This is a genomic window from Zoogloea sp. (genome assembly GCF_023150065.1).
Taxonomy (GTDB): Bacteria; Pseudomonadota; Gammaproteobacteria; order Burkholderiales; family Rhodocyclaceae; genus Zoogloea.
This window is the reverse complement of record NZ_JAKLLN010000012.1, coordinates 34,053-49,939: the sequence shown is the minus strand read 5'-3', so window position 1 is coordinate 49,939 and position 15,887 is coordinate 34,053. Positions and strand designations below refer to the sequence as shown.

Genomic DNA, 15,887 nt, shown 5'->3' with positions numbered 1-15,887 from the left:
ACGACTCATGAAGCCCAGCCTTCAGCTCAAACTCTCCCAGCACCTTGCGCTGACCCCGCAGCTGCAGCAGTCCATCAAGCTGCTCCAGCTGTCCACCCTCGAACTCAACCAGGAGATCGAGAAGATCCTGCTCGAGAACCCGATGCTCGAACGGGAAGAACCCGAGGGCGATCTGGGCTCCAGCCGGGTCGAGGCCCCCGGTCCGGTGGCCCCGGCCGGCAGCGAGGCAGCCCACGAGCGGGACCAGGAACAGTCCCGGGAGGCCGACCGCGAGCGCGAGCCGGATCAGGACTTCGACAATAGCGGTGAAGCTGGCGAATGGATGGCCGCAGGCAGCGGCAGTGGCCAGCGGGACGACGACGATGACGCCGACTTCCAGGAGTTCCAGGCCGCCGTTCCGTCCCTGCGTGACCACCTGGACGCCCAGATCGCCCTCACCCCCCTGTCCGACCGGGACCGGGCCCTGGTGCGCTTCCTGGTCGAAGCCCTCGACGATGACGGTTACCTGAGCCAGGAACTCGAAGACCTGCTGCCCCTGTTGCCTCCCGAGCTCGAGATCGAGATCGACGACCTCAACATCGCCCTGCGCCAGATCCAGAGCCTGGACCCGGCCGGTGTGGGCGCCCGGGACGTGGGCCAGTGCCTCGCCCTGCAGCTCCAGACCCTGCCCCGTACCGAGGCGCGCCAGCTGGCCCTGGCCATCGTGGCAGAGCATCTCGAACTGCTGGCCGCCCGCGACTTCCTCAAGCTCAAGCGCGCCCTGCGTTGCAACGACGACGCCCTGCGGGAAGCCCACAACCTCATCCTCGGCCTCAATCCCAGGCCGGGTGCGCAGTTCTCCCAGGCCGACACCCGTTACGTGGTGCCGGACGTGGTGGTGCGCAAGGTGCGCAGCACCTGGGTCGTGAGTCTCAACCCCGACGCCATGCCGCGGCTGCGCGTCAATCAGCTGTACGCCCAGATCCTGCGGGACAACCGGGGCGCCAGCGGCTCCCTGTCCAGCCACCTGCAGGAAGCCCGCTGGCTGATCAAGAACGTGCAGCAGCGTTTCGAGACCATCCAGCGTGTATCGCAAGCGATCGTTGACCGCCAGCGCCAGTTCTTCGATTATGGCGATGTGGCAATGCGCCCGCTTACCCTGCGGGAAATCGCCGAGCAGCTGGATCTACACGAATCCACCGTCTCCCGGGTGACCACCCAAAAGTACATGGCCACGCCGCGGGGCATTTTCGAGTTCAAGTATTTCTTCGGCAGTCACGTCGCCACCGACAGCGGTGGTGCTGCCTCCTCGACGGCGATTCGGGCGCTGATTCGCCAGCTCGTGGGGGCGGAAGACAAGAGGAAACCCTTGTCCGACGCCAAGATTGCCGAGTTGTTGGGCCAGCAGGGTATCGTGGTGGCGCGACGGACGATTGCAAAGTACCGCGAGTCCCTCGACATCCCGCCGGTCAGTCTGCGCAAAACCATCTGACAGAAAGGTAGCAACCATGAACCTCAACATCACGGGGCATCACGTCGAAGTTACGCCGGCGATCCGCGAGTACGTCACCTCCAAGCTCGACCGCGTGATCCGTCACTTCGACAACGTCACCAGCGTCGGCGTGATCCTCTCGGTGGAAAAGCTGCGTCAGAAGGCCGAAGTCACCGTTCACGTGCGCGGCAAGGACATCCATGTGGAAGCCGAGGATTCCGACATGTACGCCGCCATTGACGCCCTCACCGACAAGCTGGACCGCCAGGTTCTGAAGTACAAGGACAAGGTCTCCGACCATGGCCACGACTCCCTGAAGCACCACGTGGCCGAATCCTGATTCGTCCACGCAAGTAATCCCGTTTTCCCCGGGACCGTTGTGGCTATAATGCGCCCCAGTTGACACAACGGCCCCGGCGGCTGAAGCCCCCGGATCCCCTGAATCGCCCTTCATCGGAAACCTGTGTCGGTCCTTGCCGCATGCAGGAGAGTCCACGCATGAATCTCATCGCCAAATTACTGCCGCCGGCCAACGTAGTCGTCGGACTCGAGGCGAGCAGCAAGAAGCGCGCTTTCGAGCAAGCGGGTCTGCTGTTCGAGAACAACCACGGAATCGGCCGAAGCACCGTCTTCGACAGCCTGTTTGCCCGGGAAAAGCTCGGCTCCACCGGGCTGGGTCAAGGCATCGCCATCCCCCACGGCCGCATCAAGGGCCTCAAGGACGCCCTTGGTGCCTTCATCCGCCTCGCCGAACCGGTTCCCTTCGATGCCCCCGACGGCCGTCCGGTCTCCCTGCTGTTCGTGCTGCTGGTGCCCGAACAGGCCAACGAGCACCATCTGCAACTGCTGTCCGAGCTGGCCCAGATGTTCAGCGATCGCGGCTTCCGCGAACAGCTCCTGAGCGCCCCGGATGCACTGGCCGCCCATGCCCTCTTCGCCCAGTGGGGAAGTGATGCGCCAGACGACAGTAGCGCGGCTGTTTGACGACAATCTCGAACGCCTGAGGCTGCGGCACATCTGCGGCAGCCTCGCTACCCGCATTTCGGTCTCCGAAGACCGCATCTGGCCTGCCGACATGGTTGGCCACCTGAACCTGATCCACCCCGACCGCCTGCAGATCCTCGGCGCCTCCGAGATTGCATGGGCCCGGCGCCAGACCCGCGAGAAGGTCATCCACCACGTGCGGGAGATCCTCTCCTATGCGCCCCCCGCACTGATCGTCGCCGACGACGAGGACATCCCGAGCATCATCCGCACCCTGTGTGCCAATGAAGACGTGTCCCTGTTTGCCAGCCCCCTGCCGGCAGCCAACGTCATCGACCACCTGCGCAGCTACCTGTCGCGCAAGCTGGCCGAGCGGGTCGCCCTGCATGGGGTGTTGATGGACGTGCTGGGCCTGGGGGTGTTCATCACCGGCGACTCCGGCGCCGGCAAGTCCGAACTCGCCCTCGAACTGATCTCCCGCGGCCATGGTCTGGTGGCCGACGACATCGTCGAGTTCTCGCGCATCGCGCCGAATGTCCTGGAAGGCCGCTGCCCCGAGCTGCTCCAGGACGTGATCGAGGTCCGCGGCCTGGGCATCCTCAACATCCGCACGATCTTCGGCGAGACCGCCTGTCGCCGGAAAATGAAACTCAAGCTGGTGGTCCACCTTCAGCGTCGTCAGCCCGGCCAGGAAGACCCCTTGCGCCTCAGCCAGGATGCCGAGGAACAGCTGATTCTGGGCATTCCGGTACGGCGGGTGATCCTGCCGGTGGCGGCGGGCCGCAACCTCGCCGTGCTCCTCGAGGCCGCCGTGCGCTCCACCATCCTGCTGCTGCGGGGCATCGACTCGACCCAGGAGTTTGTTGACCGCCAGCGTCGGGCGATGGAAGAAAACGGCATCTGAGCCAAGCAAGGCTGCAAAAAACTGTGGCACGAGCGGCATATTGGCGCCCCGGCACGATCCGCCGTCAACGCCATCGCACATGTGCCGTTTATGATGGTGTCGCAGTTCCCGATAATCCTTCCTACGAGGAGTGGCCTGATGAAGAAAATGATCCTGAGCGTCGCCGTTTCCCTGTTCGCCGCCAGCCTGGCCCCCGCCGCTCTCGCGGCCGGCGCCCAGCAGAACAAGATGAAGGAGTGCAACGCCTCCGCCGGTGAAAAGGAGTTGAAGGGCGATGAGCGCAAGGCATTCATGAAGGAATGCCTGTCCGCCAAGCCGGCCAAGACCACCCAGCAGGACAAGATGAAGACCTGCAACAAGGATGCCGGCGAAAAGGCACTCAAGGGCGACGAGCGCAAGAAGTTCATGAGCGACTGTCTCAAGGCGAACTGATCCGCCCACCCCGACAGCACGAAGGGCCGCAAATTGCGGCCCTTCTGTATTTCAGCCCGGACGCCGCCGCGGCTCAGTCGACAGCGAACGCCACTGCGTCGGACATGTTCTCGGCCGGCGAGAAGCCGCAGCCGATGTGCCCCTTCTCACCCAGGATGAACTCATCACGCTTGATGCAATGCTCGGCGTTGCCCTCTTCGAGCAGATAGGTGCCATTGGTGCTGGAGTCGGCAAGATAGAACAGGCCGCTGCGCAGCTCGATGCGGGCATGCTGCCGGGACACCCGTGGATCGGCCACCACGATGTCGTTGCCGGTTTCGCGCCCGAAGAGCAGGGTGGGATGGGCCGCATCGATGACCCAGCTCTGCCCGCGGAAACTCACCCGCAGCTGCTTGAGCGCCTGCGCCGCCTCCTGGCGCAGCTCGGCCGGGGTCGGTGGCGGCAGATCACCCAGTTCAAGGGTCGGAAACGGTGTCCCCTTGCTCTCCTCCAGGCGGCTGAGCATGCGACGCATGGAAGGCGACAGGACTTCGCTGAAACTCTCGGATACCGAGATGGTATCGGGGTTGTGGCTGGCGACCAGCCTGACGGCCATCGCCTCGGCCCTTTCGTCGGCCTTCTCGGCCTCGGCCTCGAGCACCACCCCGGCCCGCAGGACGAGCTTGATGCCGCTCATCGGCGGCAGAGCCCGCACCCGCTCCCGCATCTCCCGGGCGGCCAGCAAGGCTGAATCCGCCTCCGCAAAGCGTGCCACCAGCCCGTCCGGATGCAGTTCGAGGCCACTGGCCGAATAGGCCTCCGCGCATCGGGACATCCGGTTCAGGCAGCGCTCGACCGCATAGCCGGCCTCGGCTTCGCCGAGCTTGACGGCAAGACGTGCGCCGCCGGCCACATCGGCATACAGAAGGCACGCGGCGGAGGGACGCTCACTCATTCTCACAGACTCCGACGACGGAATTTGACGACTCACCCGGTACGCTGCCCGCCTCCCCGGGGAAAGCCCGGCCAAGACCTGGCGCTAGGTACTCCGGCACTAGCTTCTCCACACACCGATGGGAATCGCATCGGATTCGGGCTGTATCCCGGACATGTCTGGCATGTCGGGGCTATCGAAAACCACATCCCCCTGCTCGACCTGGGTCTCGCAGGACACACCCTGGAAATCAAACAATGCATTGTCGGCCAGATGGGACGGCACCACGTTCTTGAGGGCCGTGGCGATGGAGACGATGCGGCCCGGAAAACGCGTGTCCCAGTCACGAAGCATAGCCTTGATCTGCTTGCGCTGCGCATTCTCCTGACTGCCGCACAAGTTGCACGGGATGATCGGATATTCCATGCCCCGGGCAAAACGCTCGATGTCTTTCTCGGAACAGTAGGCCAGCGGGCGGATCACCACGTTCTGACGATCGTCACTGACCAGCTTGGGGGGCATGGACTTCATCTTGCCACCGAAGAACATGTTGAGAAACAGGGTCTCGATCATGTCGTCCCGGTGATGGCCGAGGGCGATCTTGGTGGCGCCGATATCCTTGGCCGTGCGGTAGATGATGCCCCGGCGCAGGCGCGAACACAGGGAGCAGGTGGTCTTACCCTCGGGGATCTTGTCCTTGACGATCTTGTAGGTGTTCTCGGTGACGATGCGGTATTCGACCCCGATGGACTCGAAATAGGCCGGCAGGACGTGGTCGGGAAAACCGGGCTGCTTCTGGTCCAGGTTCATGGCCACGATGCGGAAATCGATCGGCGCCCGTTCGCGCAGGGCCAGCAGGATGGACAGCAGGGTGAAGGAATCCTTGCCCCCCGACACGCACACCATGACCACGTCACCGTCGGCAATCATGCCGTAATCACCTATCGCCTCGCCAACCTTGCGCTCGAGGTGTTTCTTGAGGCGCAGGAAGGTGTTCGAGAAACGGGACTCCTTCTCCGGGGCGGGGTCGGCGGGTGAAAAAGCGGGGGCTGCCACTACGTGTTCCATGTCAATCCAGTTCAGATGATTATAGTCCGACCGAATATCCGCACGGCCGGCCAGAAGTGTAAAACAAACTACAGGTGGGCACTGCGCCCCCCATCAACGGCGATGACCTGGCCGGTGATGTAGGGCGCGTCGAAGAGCAGGAAAGCCACCGTCCGGGCGATGTCCGACGGCGCGCCGGTCCGGCCCAGCAGGGTGTGACGGACGATGGCCTCCCGCTCGGACGGGGAAAACTGCCCGTCATCCGGCCACTCGATGGCCCCCGGTGCGACGCCATTGACGCGCACCCGGGGCGCCAGCTCGAGGGCCAGGGCGCGGGTCAGGCCGAGCAGGCCGGCCTTGGCTGTCGAATAAAGGGGATAACCCTTGAGCGGACGCTCGGCATGGATATCCACAATGTTGATGATGGCGCCGCCACTGGCCTTCAGATGGGGCGCGGCCGCCTGGGCCAGGAACAGGGGCGCCTTCAGGTTGGAGCCGATGAGGTCGGCCCAGGCCGTTTCGTCGATGTCACCGAGCGCCGTGGGGAAGAAGCTCGATGCGTTGTTCACCAGCCCGTCCAGCCGCCCGAAACGCTCCAGCACGGCCGAGACCAATCCGGGCAGGCAGGCCGTGTCGAGCAGATCGGCCTGCAGCACCAGGGCCGAATCGGGCCGCTCGGCGTTGAAACCTGCGGCCAGCGCCTCCGCGTTGGCCGCAGAACTGCGGTAATGCAGGGCCACCCGGGCGCCGGCAGCATGCAGGCGGCGGGCGATCTCCGCACCGACGCGGCGGGCACCGCCGGTCACCAGCACCACGGGGGCAATGGAGTGAGAGTTCATGTGTTGCAAGAGGAAATCGACTGCGGGGATCGCCATGATACGGTGCCTCAGCCCTGCCGGGGCGGCGGCCGGCGCGGGTAGAATGCCGGCTTTGTCTACGGCGTCCTTCCCATGAGCCTTCCCCAGCCTTCCCCCGACGCCCTTGAGCAGAGCGGGCGCCTCCTGACCCGTCTGCACGCGCTGATCGAAGCCGAGGGCGGCTGGATCTCCTTCGCCACCTACATGGCCGAGGCCCTTTACGCCCCCGGGTTGGGCTATTACAGCGGCGGCGCCCGCAAGTTCGGTGCAGGGGGTGATTTCATCACCGCCCCCGAGCTCACTCCGCTGTTCGGGCAGGCCCTGGCCACCCAGGTCCAGCAGATCATGGACCTGTCGGCTCCCCACGTGATCGAGGCCGGAGCCGGCACCGGCCTGCTGGCCGCCGACCTGCTGCTGGAGCTGGAGCATCGTGGCGCCCTGCCGGAAAGCTACGGCATCCTCGAGGTGTCCGCCGAGCTGCGCGAGCGCCAGTTCGACACCCTGGCCAGCAAGGCCCCCCACCTGGCCAGCCGGGTCAGCTGGCTGGACGGGCTGCCCGAGCACTTCTCCGGCGCCATGGTGGCCAATGAAGTCCTGGATGTGATGCCGGTGCACCTGATCGCCTGGCGCCCGGAGGGGATCTTCGAGCGCGGCGTGGCCGTGGATGGCGAAGGCCGCTTCGTGTGGGCCGACCAACCGGCAACCGGCAGGGTTGCCGAGGCCGCGGAGGCCCTGGGGCTGCCCCTGCCCGACGAAGGCGAGTACGTCAGTGAGCTGAACCTGGCCGGGCGGGCGTGGATTGGCGAATGGGCGGCCCGGCTGGAACAGGGTGCCCTGCTGCTGGTGGATTACGGCTACCCGCGGGCGGAGTACTACCTGCCCAGCCGCAGCACCGGCACGCTGCTGTGCTACTTCCGGCATCACGCCCACGGCGACCCTTTCCTGTGGCCGGGGCTCAACGACATCACCGCCTTCGTGGACTTCACCGCGGCCGCCGAGGCCGGCTTTGAGGCCGGGCTGGACGTGCTGGGCTATGCCGACCAGGCCAACCTGCTCTTCAACTGCGGGATCCTGGAATGCCTGGCGCGGCGGGCACCGAAGGAGAGTACGGACTACATCCGTGCCGCCAAGGCCGTGCAACGCCTGACGGGGCCCCATGAGATGGGCGAGTTGTTCAAGGTGATTGCCCTTGGCAAGGGTATCGTGCAGCCCCTGATCGGCTTCCGGCGCGGCGACCGGCTGCACACGCTGTAGTCTCATCCGCCCCGCCTGACAAGGAAACGCCGGCTCAAGGGCCGGCGTTTTCACATCCTGCGGGTGACGGGCGGTTTATTCCTGGAAGCGGTACACCGCGCTCAGGAAGGCATCCACGTCCGTGGGAACGAAGTGTCGCTCCGGCGACGACACCGGGATTTCCTGCAGGCCAAGGGCGAGCTCGGGGGGCAACAGATTGGCGTTCAGCACTTCTTCGCTGTAGGCCAGGCCGGACTCACCATCCAGGTCCAGGGGGGTGCAGGCACCGCTTTCCATATCCATGCAGATCACCATTTCGGCCTCCGTTGCGGGGTGAAGGGAGCAATCCCCGCTGATTTTATTAACGGCTGCAGCGTCCAAAGGTTGAAGGGACTCCGGCACGAGGCAGGGGGACAAGGGACTTTCCCCAACGATACATCGGCCGTGTGCATGGCTCTAGAATGGGCTGCCGGAACGCCCGTCGCAATGACGGAGTTCACAAGCCGGCGCTTTTTTGCCGCCGGCTTACAAATCCTGACTTTTCAACCAGGCGATGATCGGGTCCGCCGCCACCCGCCAGTCGCTCTCCATCATCATGCCGTGCCCCAGCCCCGGCAGGATCTTCGCCTCCACGCCATAGCGGCGGGCGGTCATGCGCACCTGATCCGGCGGAATCAGCACATCATGCTCGGCCCCGAGGACCAGCATGGGCGGCAACTGCATGCGTGAGACGAAGGGCAGGTCGAACAGGGACATGTCCCAGATGGCCCGGTGGGACTCGGGCTGGCACAAGTGGTAGTAGCGCTGCAGGCGCTCCAGTTCGACCGCCTCATGGAACATGGCCTGGCGCAGGGTTTCCATCTGCGGCTGGCCGCCCCCCATGATGCGGTTCAGGTCACCCATCAGGTTGGGCTTGGAGAAGGCCAGCCCGAAGGCCGAACCGAGCAGCCCCTGGGGCGGCACCGACGACATCAGCACCACCGCGGGTGCCGAATGCTTCTCGAGATACTTCTGCAGCACCATGCCGCCCATGGAGTGGCCGATCAGCACCGGCGGCACGGCCAGTTTGTCCACCACCTCGGCCACATCGTCCACGTAGTCGGCGATGGAGAAGCTGTCGAGATAGGCCCGCCCGCGGCTGCCGCCATGGCCGGACAGGGACAAGGCGTAGGCGCTGTAGCCTTGCGCCGCAAAATGGCGCAGAAAGAACTCGTCCCAGCACCAGGCGCCCGTATAGGCACCATGAACGAAGAGCAGCGGAGTCTCCCGGGACTCACCTTCAGGGCTGCGACACAGGACCTCAAGATCACCGAAACGGGAGCGGTTCATGCAGAAAGGCCCCGCAGACAGGCGTGCAGGGGCACAGGGAAGAAAGTCAGGGTCATGAGCTGTTCTGGATTGCTATTGTTGTGGGGACACAACTTACAGCACGTCATCCAAGTGGGAAAGCAGAAAACCTGCCGGCCCGCCCCAATCCGCGGTTAAATCGCGCTTTCGATGCAGACGGGTCAAGGGCAATGCTCAAGTGGTTGCTGGCAATCGTGATACTGGCGGTGGTGTCGGGCCTGGGTTCCGGCCTGGCGCTGCGACGCTGGCGCATCGGCCACCTCCCGGGTGACCTCCACTTCGATCTGTTCGGTCGCCACATCCACATTCCGCTCACCAGCACGCTGCTGATGTCGCTGCTGGTCTTCCTGCTGATCCGCTGGTTGTAGGGCGCCCTCAGTCCAGCGGGGCACGCACCGCAAAGATCACGCTGTCGAGGATCTGCCCCTCGGCCGACATCAGCTCCAGCACATGCCGGCCGGCCACCGGGCGCCAGGCCAGGCGCAGGCCGTTGCTGCCGACCAGCCTCTCGCCATTGAGCCGCCACCACGCCCCCGGCGGTGCATGGGTGGCATCGAGGCTCACCCGGAAGGCGGGGTCGTCGACCAGGGCCATCGCGTCCACCAGCAGGCCGTTGGCCGGGTAGGTGATCCGCGGGAGGCTGCGTGGCAGCCCCACCCGCTCCAGCTCGGTACCGCGGATGAACCACTCCCGGCGCGGGCTTTCGATGGGTGGCTCAAAGACCACCAGGGCCGACACCACCCCCGGCGGCGGCACCAGGCGATGGGCGGCCTGCTGACGATGCAGGCCGCGCAGGATGTCCTGCCAGGCCTGGCCGGCCAGCGCCGGGGTACCCCGCCCGCCCGATGCCCACAGGACCACCGTGAAACGGTCGGAATAGCCTGCCTCGAGGGCTTCCCGCCCGTCCACCGCGTACTGGCGATGGACCAGCGGCAGGGTGCCCCCCTCAAGCTCGGTATCCACCAGGATCTCACTGACGATGAAGGCCGCCTCGGCCCGCAGGACCCGGCGCGGCTGGCGCTCGGGTGTTGCCAGCAGGCGCGGCGCCAGCCACTGCCCGCCGGCGGGCAGGGTCCGGTACAGACCGGCAAGCTGGAGAAGGCCGAGCTCCGGCAGCATGCCCCGGGGCCAGTCCACCTCGACCTGACGCAGACGTTCGGCGAGCCCGTCGCCCACCATGCGGGCCACCGCCTGGGCCGGATCCGCCATTCCGCTGGCCAGGGCCTGGCGCACACTGACCCAGGTGTGATCCTCGGGCACGGTGGGGGCGTGATTGGAAAGGGGCTCCTCGATCAGGCTTGCCGCGGTGAGCAGACGACGCTCGAGGGCAAAGCCGTAAACAAGGGGCTGCAGCAGGGTTCCCATGCTCCGCGACACCGGGACCTGGTCCGGCTGGGCCGCGTCCCCGCCCCCCACATAGGCCAGGATGTCGCCCGTGGCATTGTCCAGCACGACCCCGGCCCCCTCCACCAGGCCGGGGCGCCGCAACACGCCGAGAAGGACCCGCTGGGCTTCCGGGTCAAGGGTGCTGATCAGCCGTTCGCCGGGGTGCTGCAGCAGCTGACGGGCCACGTGGGGCGCCAGATCCCAGCGCGGGGCGGTGTTCTGGCGGTCGAGGCTGGCATTGATCAGGCGCTGGGCCGGGGTGCAGGCCGCCGGTGCATTGATCCGCTCCGCCAGCACACAGGCCCGGTGGGCCACCACCTCGGCACGGGCGTTGGGGCCGCGCAACAGCACCGCCAGCACCAGGGCCTCCGGCCGGCCCAGGGCCTCCGGCCCCTTGCCGAAGAAGGCCCGGGACGCGGCATGGACACCCTGCAGATCCCCCCGGAAGGGCGCCAGGTTGAGATAGGCCTCGAGGATCTGCTCCTTGGTCCAGCGGGCCTCCAGCGCCTGGGCGGCCAGGGCCTGGTCCCATTTCTGGCCGAAGGAACGGCGCGGCGCGCCATTGCGCCCCAGGGCCAGATCCGGATCAAGCAGGCCGGCGAGCTGCATGGACAGGGTGGAGGCCCCGCGCTTGCGGTCGTACCACAGGTTGTGCCACAGGGAACCGGCGAAGGCCCGCCAGTCCACCCCCGAGTGCTCGAAGAAACGCTTGTCCTCGGCCGCCAGCAGAGCCTCCTTGAGGGCCGGCGAGAGGCTGTTGAGGCTGACCCATTCGAGCCGCCGCACCCCCATGTCGAGGCGCCGTTCGGCCAGGGGCGTGCCATCCCGGGCGAGCAGCACCGCCACCGACGGCCGCGCGTTGGCGCGGACTTCGGCGAAGCCGGGGATCGGCTGAACCGCCTGGGCCGGCACCGCGGCAACGAGCAGCAGCACCGGCAGCACAAGGCGCCAGATCAACAGATCAAGAGCAGGAAAAACGCGGGGCGGGTGCATGGGTGGCGGGCATTGTATGCCCCATCCCCCCTGGCCGAACGCGGGATTACTGACGCTCCCCGAGGGGAAAAGTGTCAATCTTCGTATCCTCTTCCAGCACCGCAGCACCCAGCGCCTTGACTGCCGCCACACGGGCCTCGTGGACCGCAGCCGGGATGCGCGATTTGTCCTCGAGACGCCGGGCGATGGCCCCCGCATCCACGCCTCGCACGGCGTGCAAGGCGGCCAGCAGCCGCGCCTGCTGGGGATAGGGCCGCCCCCCGGCCGGTTCGCCACGCCCCCGGTGATCGCAGGCACAGGCGGCCAGCATGGCCTCGAAACGCTCCGGCCGGCGCAGGCCGTCACAGCGCTCGATGAGCTTCACGGTGGTCTCCGGGCGCAGCTGCAGGGCCTGGTGAACGATTCCGTGCTCGCGGGCCGTCATCACCGCCAGGTCGCGGCAGTCGGCCGGGCACTTGAGGCGCTCGCACACCTCGCGCGCCAGGGTCTCGCTGGCCGCCTCGTGACCATAATGGTGGGGCAGGATGTGCGCCGGAGTGAGGCCCTTGCCCAGGTCGTGGAGCAGGCAGGCCAGGCGCACCCCCAGCGGCTGAGCGGCAGCCGCCGCCGCGTCGATGACCAGCAGCTGATGCACCCCCGTATCGACCTCCGGGTGGTAGCGGGCCGGCTGGGGAACGCCGAACAGGCGATCCAGCTCCGGCAGGATGCGCGCCAGGGCGCCACAGTCACGCAACACCGCAATCATGCGCGACGGCCGGGCCTCCATCAGGCCGCGGGCCAGCTCCTGCCAGACGCGCTCCGGCACCAGGGCGTCGACCTCGCCGGCCACCACCATGGCCTGCATTAGCTGCAGGGTTTCCGGGGCCACGCGAAAGTCGGCAAAGCGGGCGGCGAAACGTGCCAGACGCAGGATGCGCACCGGGTCTTCGGCGAAAGCCGGGCTGACATGGCGGAAGACCCGCGCCTGCAGGTCGGCCTGGCCGCCATAGGGATCGACGAGCACGCCATCCTCCCCCCGGGCGATGGCGTTGATGGTGAGATCGCGCCGGGCCAGGTCTTCCTCGAGGGTCACCGTCGCATCGGTGTGGAAGACGAAGCCGGCATAGCCCGGCGCCGTCTTGCGCTCGGTGCGGGCCAGGGCATGCTCCTCGTGGGTGCGGGGGTGGAGGAAGACCGGAAAATCCTTGCCGACCGGGCGATAGCCCTCGGCCAGCAGGGCTTCGGGGGTGGCGCCGACGACGACCCAGTCCCGGTCCTTGACCGGAAGCCCGAGGAGTTCGTCGCGAATGGCGCCGCCGACGCAGTAGATCTTCATGGACGATGGAGCTGGAAGGTGGCAAATCGGCAACGCTTGTTGGCCTTGCCGAGATAGGTGGGGGCGATCGCCTCCAGGGGGGTGGGCACCCGCCCCCACGGCTGGGGCGGCCCCGCGGTGACGTTGGGCGCACGCATGGAGCGCACGTTGTCGCGGCTCATCAGCGTGCCAGGGAGCAGCTCGAGCAGGCCGGCCTGGAGCATGGCCAGCCCTTCAGGCAGGGGGATCACGGGCCGGGGGCAGCCGGTCAGATCGCCGACATACTCGACCAGCTCGCGCAGGGAATACTGGGTGGGGCCGGCCATGTCGAAGGTCTGGCCCGCGGCGTCGCTGCGCTGCAGGGCTTCAGCCACCACGTCGGCCACGTCCTCCACGTACACCGGCTGGAAGCGGGCATCGGCGCCCCCCAGGGGCATCAGCGGAAAGCGCCTTACCAGGCTGGCGAACAGGTTGAGAAAGCTGTCACCGGGCCCGAAGATCACCGAGGGGCGCAGGATGGTCCAGGCCACCTCCGGCGCAGCAGCACGGATTGCGGCCTCGCCGTCGGCCTTCGAGCGCTGATACTCGGACGGCCCGTCGGCACTGGCGCCCAGGGCGCTCACCTGCACGATGCGCTGCACGCCCGCCTGCCGGGCCGCGGCGACCAGGCGTTTGGGGAGCTCCACATGGGCACGGGCAAAATCCGGCCCGTAGGGCGTACCGCTGCGCGAATGCAGCACGCCGACCAGGTTCACCACCGCGTCCAAGCCGGTCATCAGCCCCGCCAGGGTCGGTGGATCGAAGACATCGGCCTCGACCACCTCGGCGGTGGGCAGGAGCAGCAGATGGCGGGCACGCTCGCGACGCCGCGTGGGGATGAGCAGGCTAAGGCCGGCTGCCGTCAGGCGCTCGGCCACGGCGGTGCCGACGAAGCCACTGCCTCCAACGACGAGCACCTTGCGAATGGGGGTCATGACTTTCTCCAGGGATGTTCCACCATCACAGATCAAAACCCGCGCAAAGAATTCCCCAGCCGCGGAGGCTTATTCGAGCCCAGCCCCCGGTGCCGGGCTGCCCATGCCGCCGACGTCCCTGACGTCGCCGTTGCTGGCGGCAATGGTGCCCAGCCGGCTCTTCAGGGAGGGCGAGCGCCCGTCCAGCAGGAGGGCATAAACCACGGAATTGGCCATCACCTTCTTTACGTAGTCGCGGGTCTCGCCGAAGGGAATGGTCTCGGCGTAGATGGCCCCCTCCAGGGGCTTCGCGTCCTTCCAGCGCTTGGCCCGGCCGGGGCCGGCGTTGTAGGCGGCCGAGGCCAGCACCGGGTGGTTGTCGAGGCCCTCGAGGACCATCCGCATGTAGGTGGTGCCGAACATCACGTTGGTGTCCGGGTCACGCAGCCACCCCACGTTGTACCCCTTCATGCCGAGCTTGCCGGCGATCCATTGCCCGGTGGTCGGCATGATCTGCATCAGCCCCTGGGCGCCGACGCCCGAACGGGCCGAGGTGACGAAGCGGCTCTCCTGGCGCATCAGGCCATACACCCAGCCGGTGTCCAGGTCGCGGCTGCGGGCATTGGGCTCGATGCGCTCCCGGTAGGGTGCGAGGTAGCGCAGGCTGTAGTCGTGCTCGTTGCGGGTGCGGTCGGCGGCGTTGATGGCCCGGTCGTAGATGCCGAGCTGCTGGGCCAGCTGGGCAGCGGCGAGGAGGAAGCGGTCATCCCGGTTACGCAGGGTCCAGTTCCATTCCCGCGTGCCCTCGGTGCGCATGTCGAGCCGGAACAGCGCCAGGGCGCGCTGCACGCCCGGGGTCTGGCGGACCCGCTCGGCTTCCTCATCGCTGGTGGCCCGGGCCTTGTCGGGCAGCTTGAAGCTGCGGCCGAGCTCCTCGTCGGCAAGAATGCTGTAGAAGGTGGGGTGCCCGGCCAGGCGCTCGAAGGCCTGGCGGGCGGCCTCCTTGTTGCCCAGGGCCTGCTGGGCCCGACCGAGCCAGTAGGTCCAGTCGGGCAGATCCCGCTGGGCGGCGGGCATGGCTTCGACCGCCGCCTTCACGGCCCGCCAGTCGCCGGCACGCAGCGCGGCACGCACGCGCCAGGCGGCCTGCTCTTCGGACATGGGCGTGTCGCCAACCGCCTTGAACCAGGCGTGGGCTTCGGGGAGCAGCTTGGTGGCAGCCTGCCAGGCGATCTGGCCGAGGGCATAGCCCCGCTCGGCCGCGCTGAAGCGCTCGTCGAGCCGGGAATAGCGCAGATAGGCGCCCATCGGATCGTCGCGGGACAGGCGGGCCAGGGCGATCAGGGCCAGCTCGCGCCCCTGGCGGCTGGCCGCGAAGTTGACGGGCTGACGATCCAGCCAGGTGGACGGGTTGGTGCTGGCCTTGTCGAGGTCGGACGCGCCCAGCGCCTGATCGGCGGGCAGCCAGCTGGCCACGGCCCGGGCGCCGGTGATGCGCTTGGCCTCCATCAGACGGCGGATGCGTAGCCACAGGTCATCCGGCGCCACCTGCGCCTCGCGGACCAGGGTCTGCAGAACCGGGATGCAGCTCTCCGGGGTGTCCACCAGGCTGAACCACAGGGGGCGCACCTCGCCCAGCACGGCACCGTCGCCGTTCTGCAGGCGGGCCTGATAGTGATAGCAGCGCAGCTCCTGGTCCGGCTGCTCCTGGTACGGAAACTCGGCCACGAAGCTGCCCCACTCGCCCCGCTTGCCCAGGCTGCGCAGCCATTCGCCGCGCAACTTCTCGGCCAGCCAGCTGCCGCTGTTGCGTTCGAGGAAGTCCTGGATGCGGGCCGGATCGAAATCGGCGGAGGGGCGGGCGACCTGGTTGGACAGGGCCCAGTATTCGGGATAGGGGTCGAGCACGTGGCCGGTGGCCGGCGCATTGAGGGCCAGACGGTTGCGATCACCGCTGCGCGCCGCGTCCCGGGCCAGCAGGATGCGCTCGTCCCCCGGGTCGCCGCCGGCCGGCATGGCCATCCACAAAACTGCCGCCAGTACGGCCCACGCGCTATTCTTCATTGATTTTCG

At 67.2% G+C, this 15,887-nt stretch carries 16 protein-coding genes; 7 read left to right on the top strand and 9 right to left on the bottom strand.

The genetic code is table 11. From position 1 onward, the window contains the following. Positions 1-7: 7 nt before the first annotated feature. From L6Q67_RS14225 to L6Q67_RS14205, 5 genes are all read left to right on the top strand, one after another. Entirely contained in the window at positions 8-1,471 is a 1,464-nt protein-coding gene (locus L6Q67_RS14225; protein WP_296570513.1) for an RNA polymerase factor sigma-54, read from the top strand. Positions 1,472-1,487: 16 nt separating this feature from the next. Further along, positions 1,488-1,811, top strand: a complete 324-nt coding sequence (raiA, locus tag L6Q67_RS14220; RefSeq protein WP_296570510.1) for a ribosome-associated translation inhibitor RaiA — start codon at positions 1,488-1,490, stop codon at positions 1,809-1,811. Positions 1,812-1,969: 158 nt separating this feature from the next. Continuing rightward, positions 1,970-2,455, top strand: a complete 486-nt coding sequence (gene ptsN / locus L6Q67_RS14215; RefSeq protein WP_296570507.1) for a PTS IIA-like nitrogen regulatory protein PtsN — start codon at positions 1,970-1,972, stop codon at positions 2,453-2,455. Continuing rightward, on the top strand, positions 2,424-3,359 hold the full coding sequence (gene hprK / locus L6Q67_RS14210; protein ID WP_296570501.1) for an HPr(Ser) kinase/phosphatase: 936 nt from the start codon (positions 2,424-2,426) through the stop codon (positions 3,357-3,359). The genes ptsN and hprK overlap by 32 nt, the downstream gene beginning before the upstream one ends. 138 nt (positions 3,360-3,497) lie before the next feature. Next, positions 3,498-3,791: a PsiF family protein gene (locus tag L6Q67_RS14205; protein ID WP_296570499.1), complete on the top strand. Its 294-nt coding sequence runs from the start codon at positions 3,498-3,500 to the stop codon at positions 3,789-3,791. A 73-nt stretch (positions 3,792-3,864) separates the two neighbouring features. On the opposite strand, the gene L6Q67_RS14200 is transcribed toward L6Q67_RS14205, so the two are convergent. The 3 genes from L6Q67_RS14200 to L6Q67_RS14190 form a co-directional block, all read right to left on the bottom strand. After that, positions 3,865-4,725: an FHA domain-containing protein gene (locus L6Q67_RS14200; protein WP_296570498.1), complete on the bottom strand. Its 861-nt coding sequence runs from the start codon at positions 4,723-4,725 to the stop codon at positions 3,865-3,867. A 99-nt stretch (positions 4,726-4,824) separates the two neighbouring features. Further along, positions 4,825-5,772: a tRNA 2-thiocytidine(32) synthetase TtcA gene (ttcA, locus tag L6Q67_RS14195; protein ID WP_296570495.1), complete on the bottom strand. Its 948-nt coding sequence runs from the start codon at positions 5,770-5,772 to the stop codon at positions 4,825-4,827. 68 nt (positions 5,773-5,840) lie between these two features. Further along, a complete protein-coding gene (locus tag L6Q67_RS14190) occupies positions 5,841-6,590 on the bottom strand; it encodes a pteridine reductase (RefSeq protein WP_296570493.1) in 750 nt (249 codons plus the stop codon). A gap of 111 nt (positions 6,591-6,701) precedes the next feature. Between L6Q67_RS14190 and L6Q67_RS14185 the strand changes: the two genes are divergently transcribed. Then, entirely contained in the window at positions 6,702-7,862 is a 1,161-nt protein-coding gene (locus L6Q67_RS14185; RefSeq protein WP_296570490.1) for an SAM-dependent methyltransferase, read from the top strand. Positions 7,863-7,937: 75 nt separating this feature from the next. Here L6Q67_RS14185 and L6Q67_RS14180 read toward each other — a convergent pair whose 3' ends face one another. Together L6Q67_RS14180 and L6Q67_RS14175 are read right to left on the bottom strand one after the other, a co-directional pair. Next, on the bottom strand, positions 7,938-8,144 hold the full coding sequence (locus L6Q67_RS14180; RefSeq protein ID WP_296570487.1) for a hypothetical protein: 207 nt from the start codon (positions 8,142-8,144) through the stop codon (positions 7,938-7,940). Between the two features lie 222 nt (positions 8,145-8,366). Continuing rightward, positions 8,367-9,170: an alpha/beta fold hydrolase gene (locus L6Q67_RS14175; RefSeq protein ID WP_296570485.1), complete on the bottom strand. Its 804-nt coding sequence runs from the start codon at positions 9,168-9,170 to the stop codon at positions 8,367-8,369. A gap of 188 nt (positions 9,171-9,358) precedes the next feature. Between L6Q67_RS14175 and L6Q67_RS14170 the strand changes: the two genes are divergently transcribed. Continuing rightward, on the top strand, positions 9,359-9,556 hold the full coding sequence (locus tag L6Q67_RS14170) for a DUF2905 family protein (protein ID WP_296570482.1): 198 nt from the start codon (positions 9,359-9,361) through the stop codon (positions 9,554-9,556). A 7-nt stretch (positions 9,557-9,563) separates the two neighbouring features. Here L6Q67_RS14170 and L6Q67_RS14165 read toward each other — a convergent pair whose 3' ends face one another. The 4 genes from L6Q67_RS14165 to L6Q67_RS14150 form a co-directional block, all read right to left on the bottom strand. Continuing rightward, complete coding sequence (locus L6Q67_RS14165) at positions 9,564-11,531, bottom strand: transglycosylase domain-containing protein (RefSeq protein WP_296570479.1); 1,968 nt, start codon at positions 11,529-11,531, stop codon at positions 9,564-9,566. Between the two features lie 82 nt (positions 11,532-11,613). Then, positions 11,614-12,882, bottom strand: coding sequence for a multifunctional CCA addition/repair protein (locus tag L6Q67_RS14160; RefSeq protein ID WP_296570476.1), 1,269 nt, complete (start codon positions 12,880-12,882; stop codon positions 11,614-11,616). Next, positions 12,879-13,835: a complex I NDUFA9 subunit family protein gene (locus L6Q67_RS14155; protein ID WP_296570474.1), complete on the bottom strand. Its 957-nt coding sequence runs from the start codon at positions 13,833-13,835 to the stop codon at positions 12,879-12,881. The genes L6Q67_RS14160 and L6Q67_RS14155 overlap by 4 nt, the downstream gene beginning before the upstream one ends. 69 nt (positions 13,836-13,904) lie before the next feature. Beyond that, positions 13,905-15,878: a lytic transglycosylase domain-containing protein gene (locus L6Q67_RS14150; RefSeq protein WP_296570471.1), complete on the bottom strand. Its 1,974-nt coding sequence runs from the start codon at positions 15,876-15,878 to the stop codon at positions 13,905-13,907. Positions 15,879-15,887 lie beyond the last annotated feature (9 nt).

Bases quoted from the DNA above. Each gene is read 5' to 3' on its own strand.
- raiA (WP_296570510.1), top strand. From the start codon at position 1,488: ATGAACCTCAACATCACGGGGCATCACGTCGAAGTTACGCCGGCGATC.
- L6Q67_RS14170 (WP_296570482.1), top strand. From the start codon at position 9,359: ATGCTCAAGTGGTTGCTGGCAATCGTGATACTGGCGGTGGTGTCGGGC.
- L6Q67_RS14175 (WP_296570485.1), bottom strand. From the start codon at position 9,170: ATGAACCGCTCCCGTTTCGGTGATCTTGAGGTCCTGTGTCGCAGCCCT.
- L6Q67_RS14200 (WP_296570498.1), bottom strand. From the start codon at position 4,725: ATGAGTGAGCGTCCCTCCGCCGCGTGCCTTCTGTATGCCGATGTGGCC.
- ttcA (WP_296570495.1), bottom strand. From the start codon at position 5,772: ATGGAACACGTAGTGGCAGCCCCCGCTTTTTCACCCGCCGACCCCGCC.
- L6Q67_RS14205 (WP_296570499.1), top strand. From the start codon at position 3,498: ATGAAGAAAATGATCCTGAGCGTCGCCGTTTCCCTGTTCGCCGCCAGC.
- L6Q67_RS14180 (WP_296570487.1), bottom strand. From the start codon at position 8,144: ATGGATATGGAAAGCGGTGCCTGCACCCCCCTGGACCTGGATGGTGAG.
- L6Q67_RS14185 (WP_296570490.1), top strand. From the start codon at position 6,702: ATGAGCCTTCCCCAGCCTTCCCCCGACGCCCTTGAGCAGAGCGGGCGC.
- L6Q67_RS14160 (WP_296570476.1), bottom strand. From the start codon at position 12,882: ATGAAGATCTACTGCGTCGGCGGCGCCATTCGCGACGAACTCCTCGGG.
- ptsN (WP_296570507.1), top strand. From the start codon at position 1,970: ATGAATCTCATCGCCAAATTACTGCCGCCGGCCAACGTAGTCGTCGGA.
- hprK (WP_296570501.1), top strand. From the start codon at position 2,424: ATGCGCCAGACGACAGTAGCGCGGCTGTTTGACGACAATCTCGAACGC.
- L6Q67_RS14150 (WP_296570471.1), bottom strand. From the start codon at position 15,878: ATGAAGAATAGCGCGTGGGCCGTACTGGCGGCAGTTTTGTGGATGGCC.
- L6Q67_RS14155 (WP_296570474.1), bottom strand. From the start codon at position 13,835: ATGACCCCCATTCGCAAGGTGCTCGTCGTTGGAGGCAGTGGCTTCGTC.
- L6Q67_RS14190 (WP_296570493.1), bottom strand. From the start codon at position 6,590: ATGAACTCTCACTCCATTGCCCCCGTGGTGCTGGTGACCGGCGGTGCC.
- L6Q67_RS14225 (WP_296570513.1), top strand. From the start codon at position 8: ATGAAGCCCAGCCTTCAGCTCAAACTCTCCCAGCACCTTGCGCTGACC.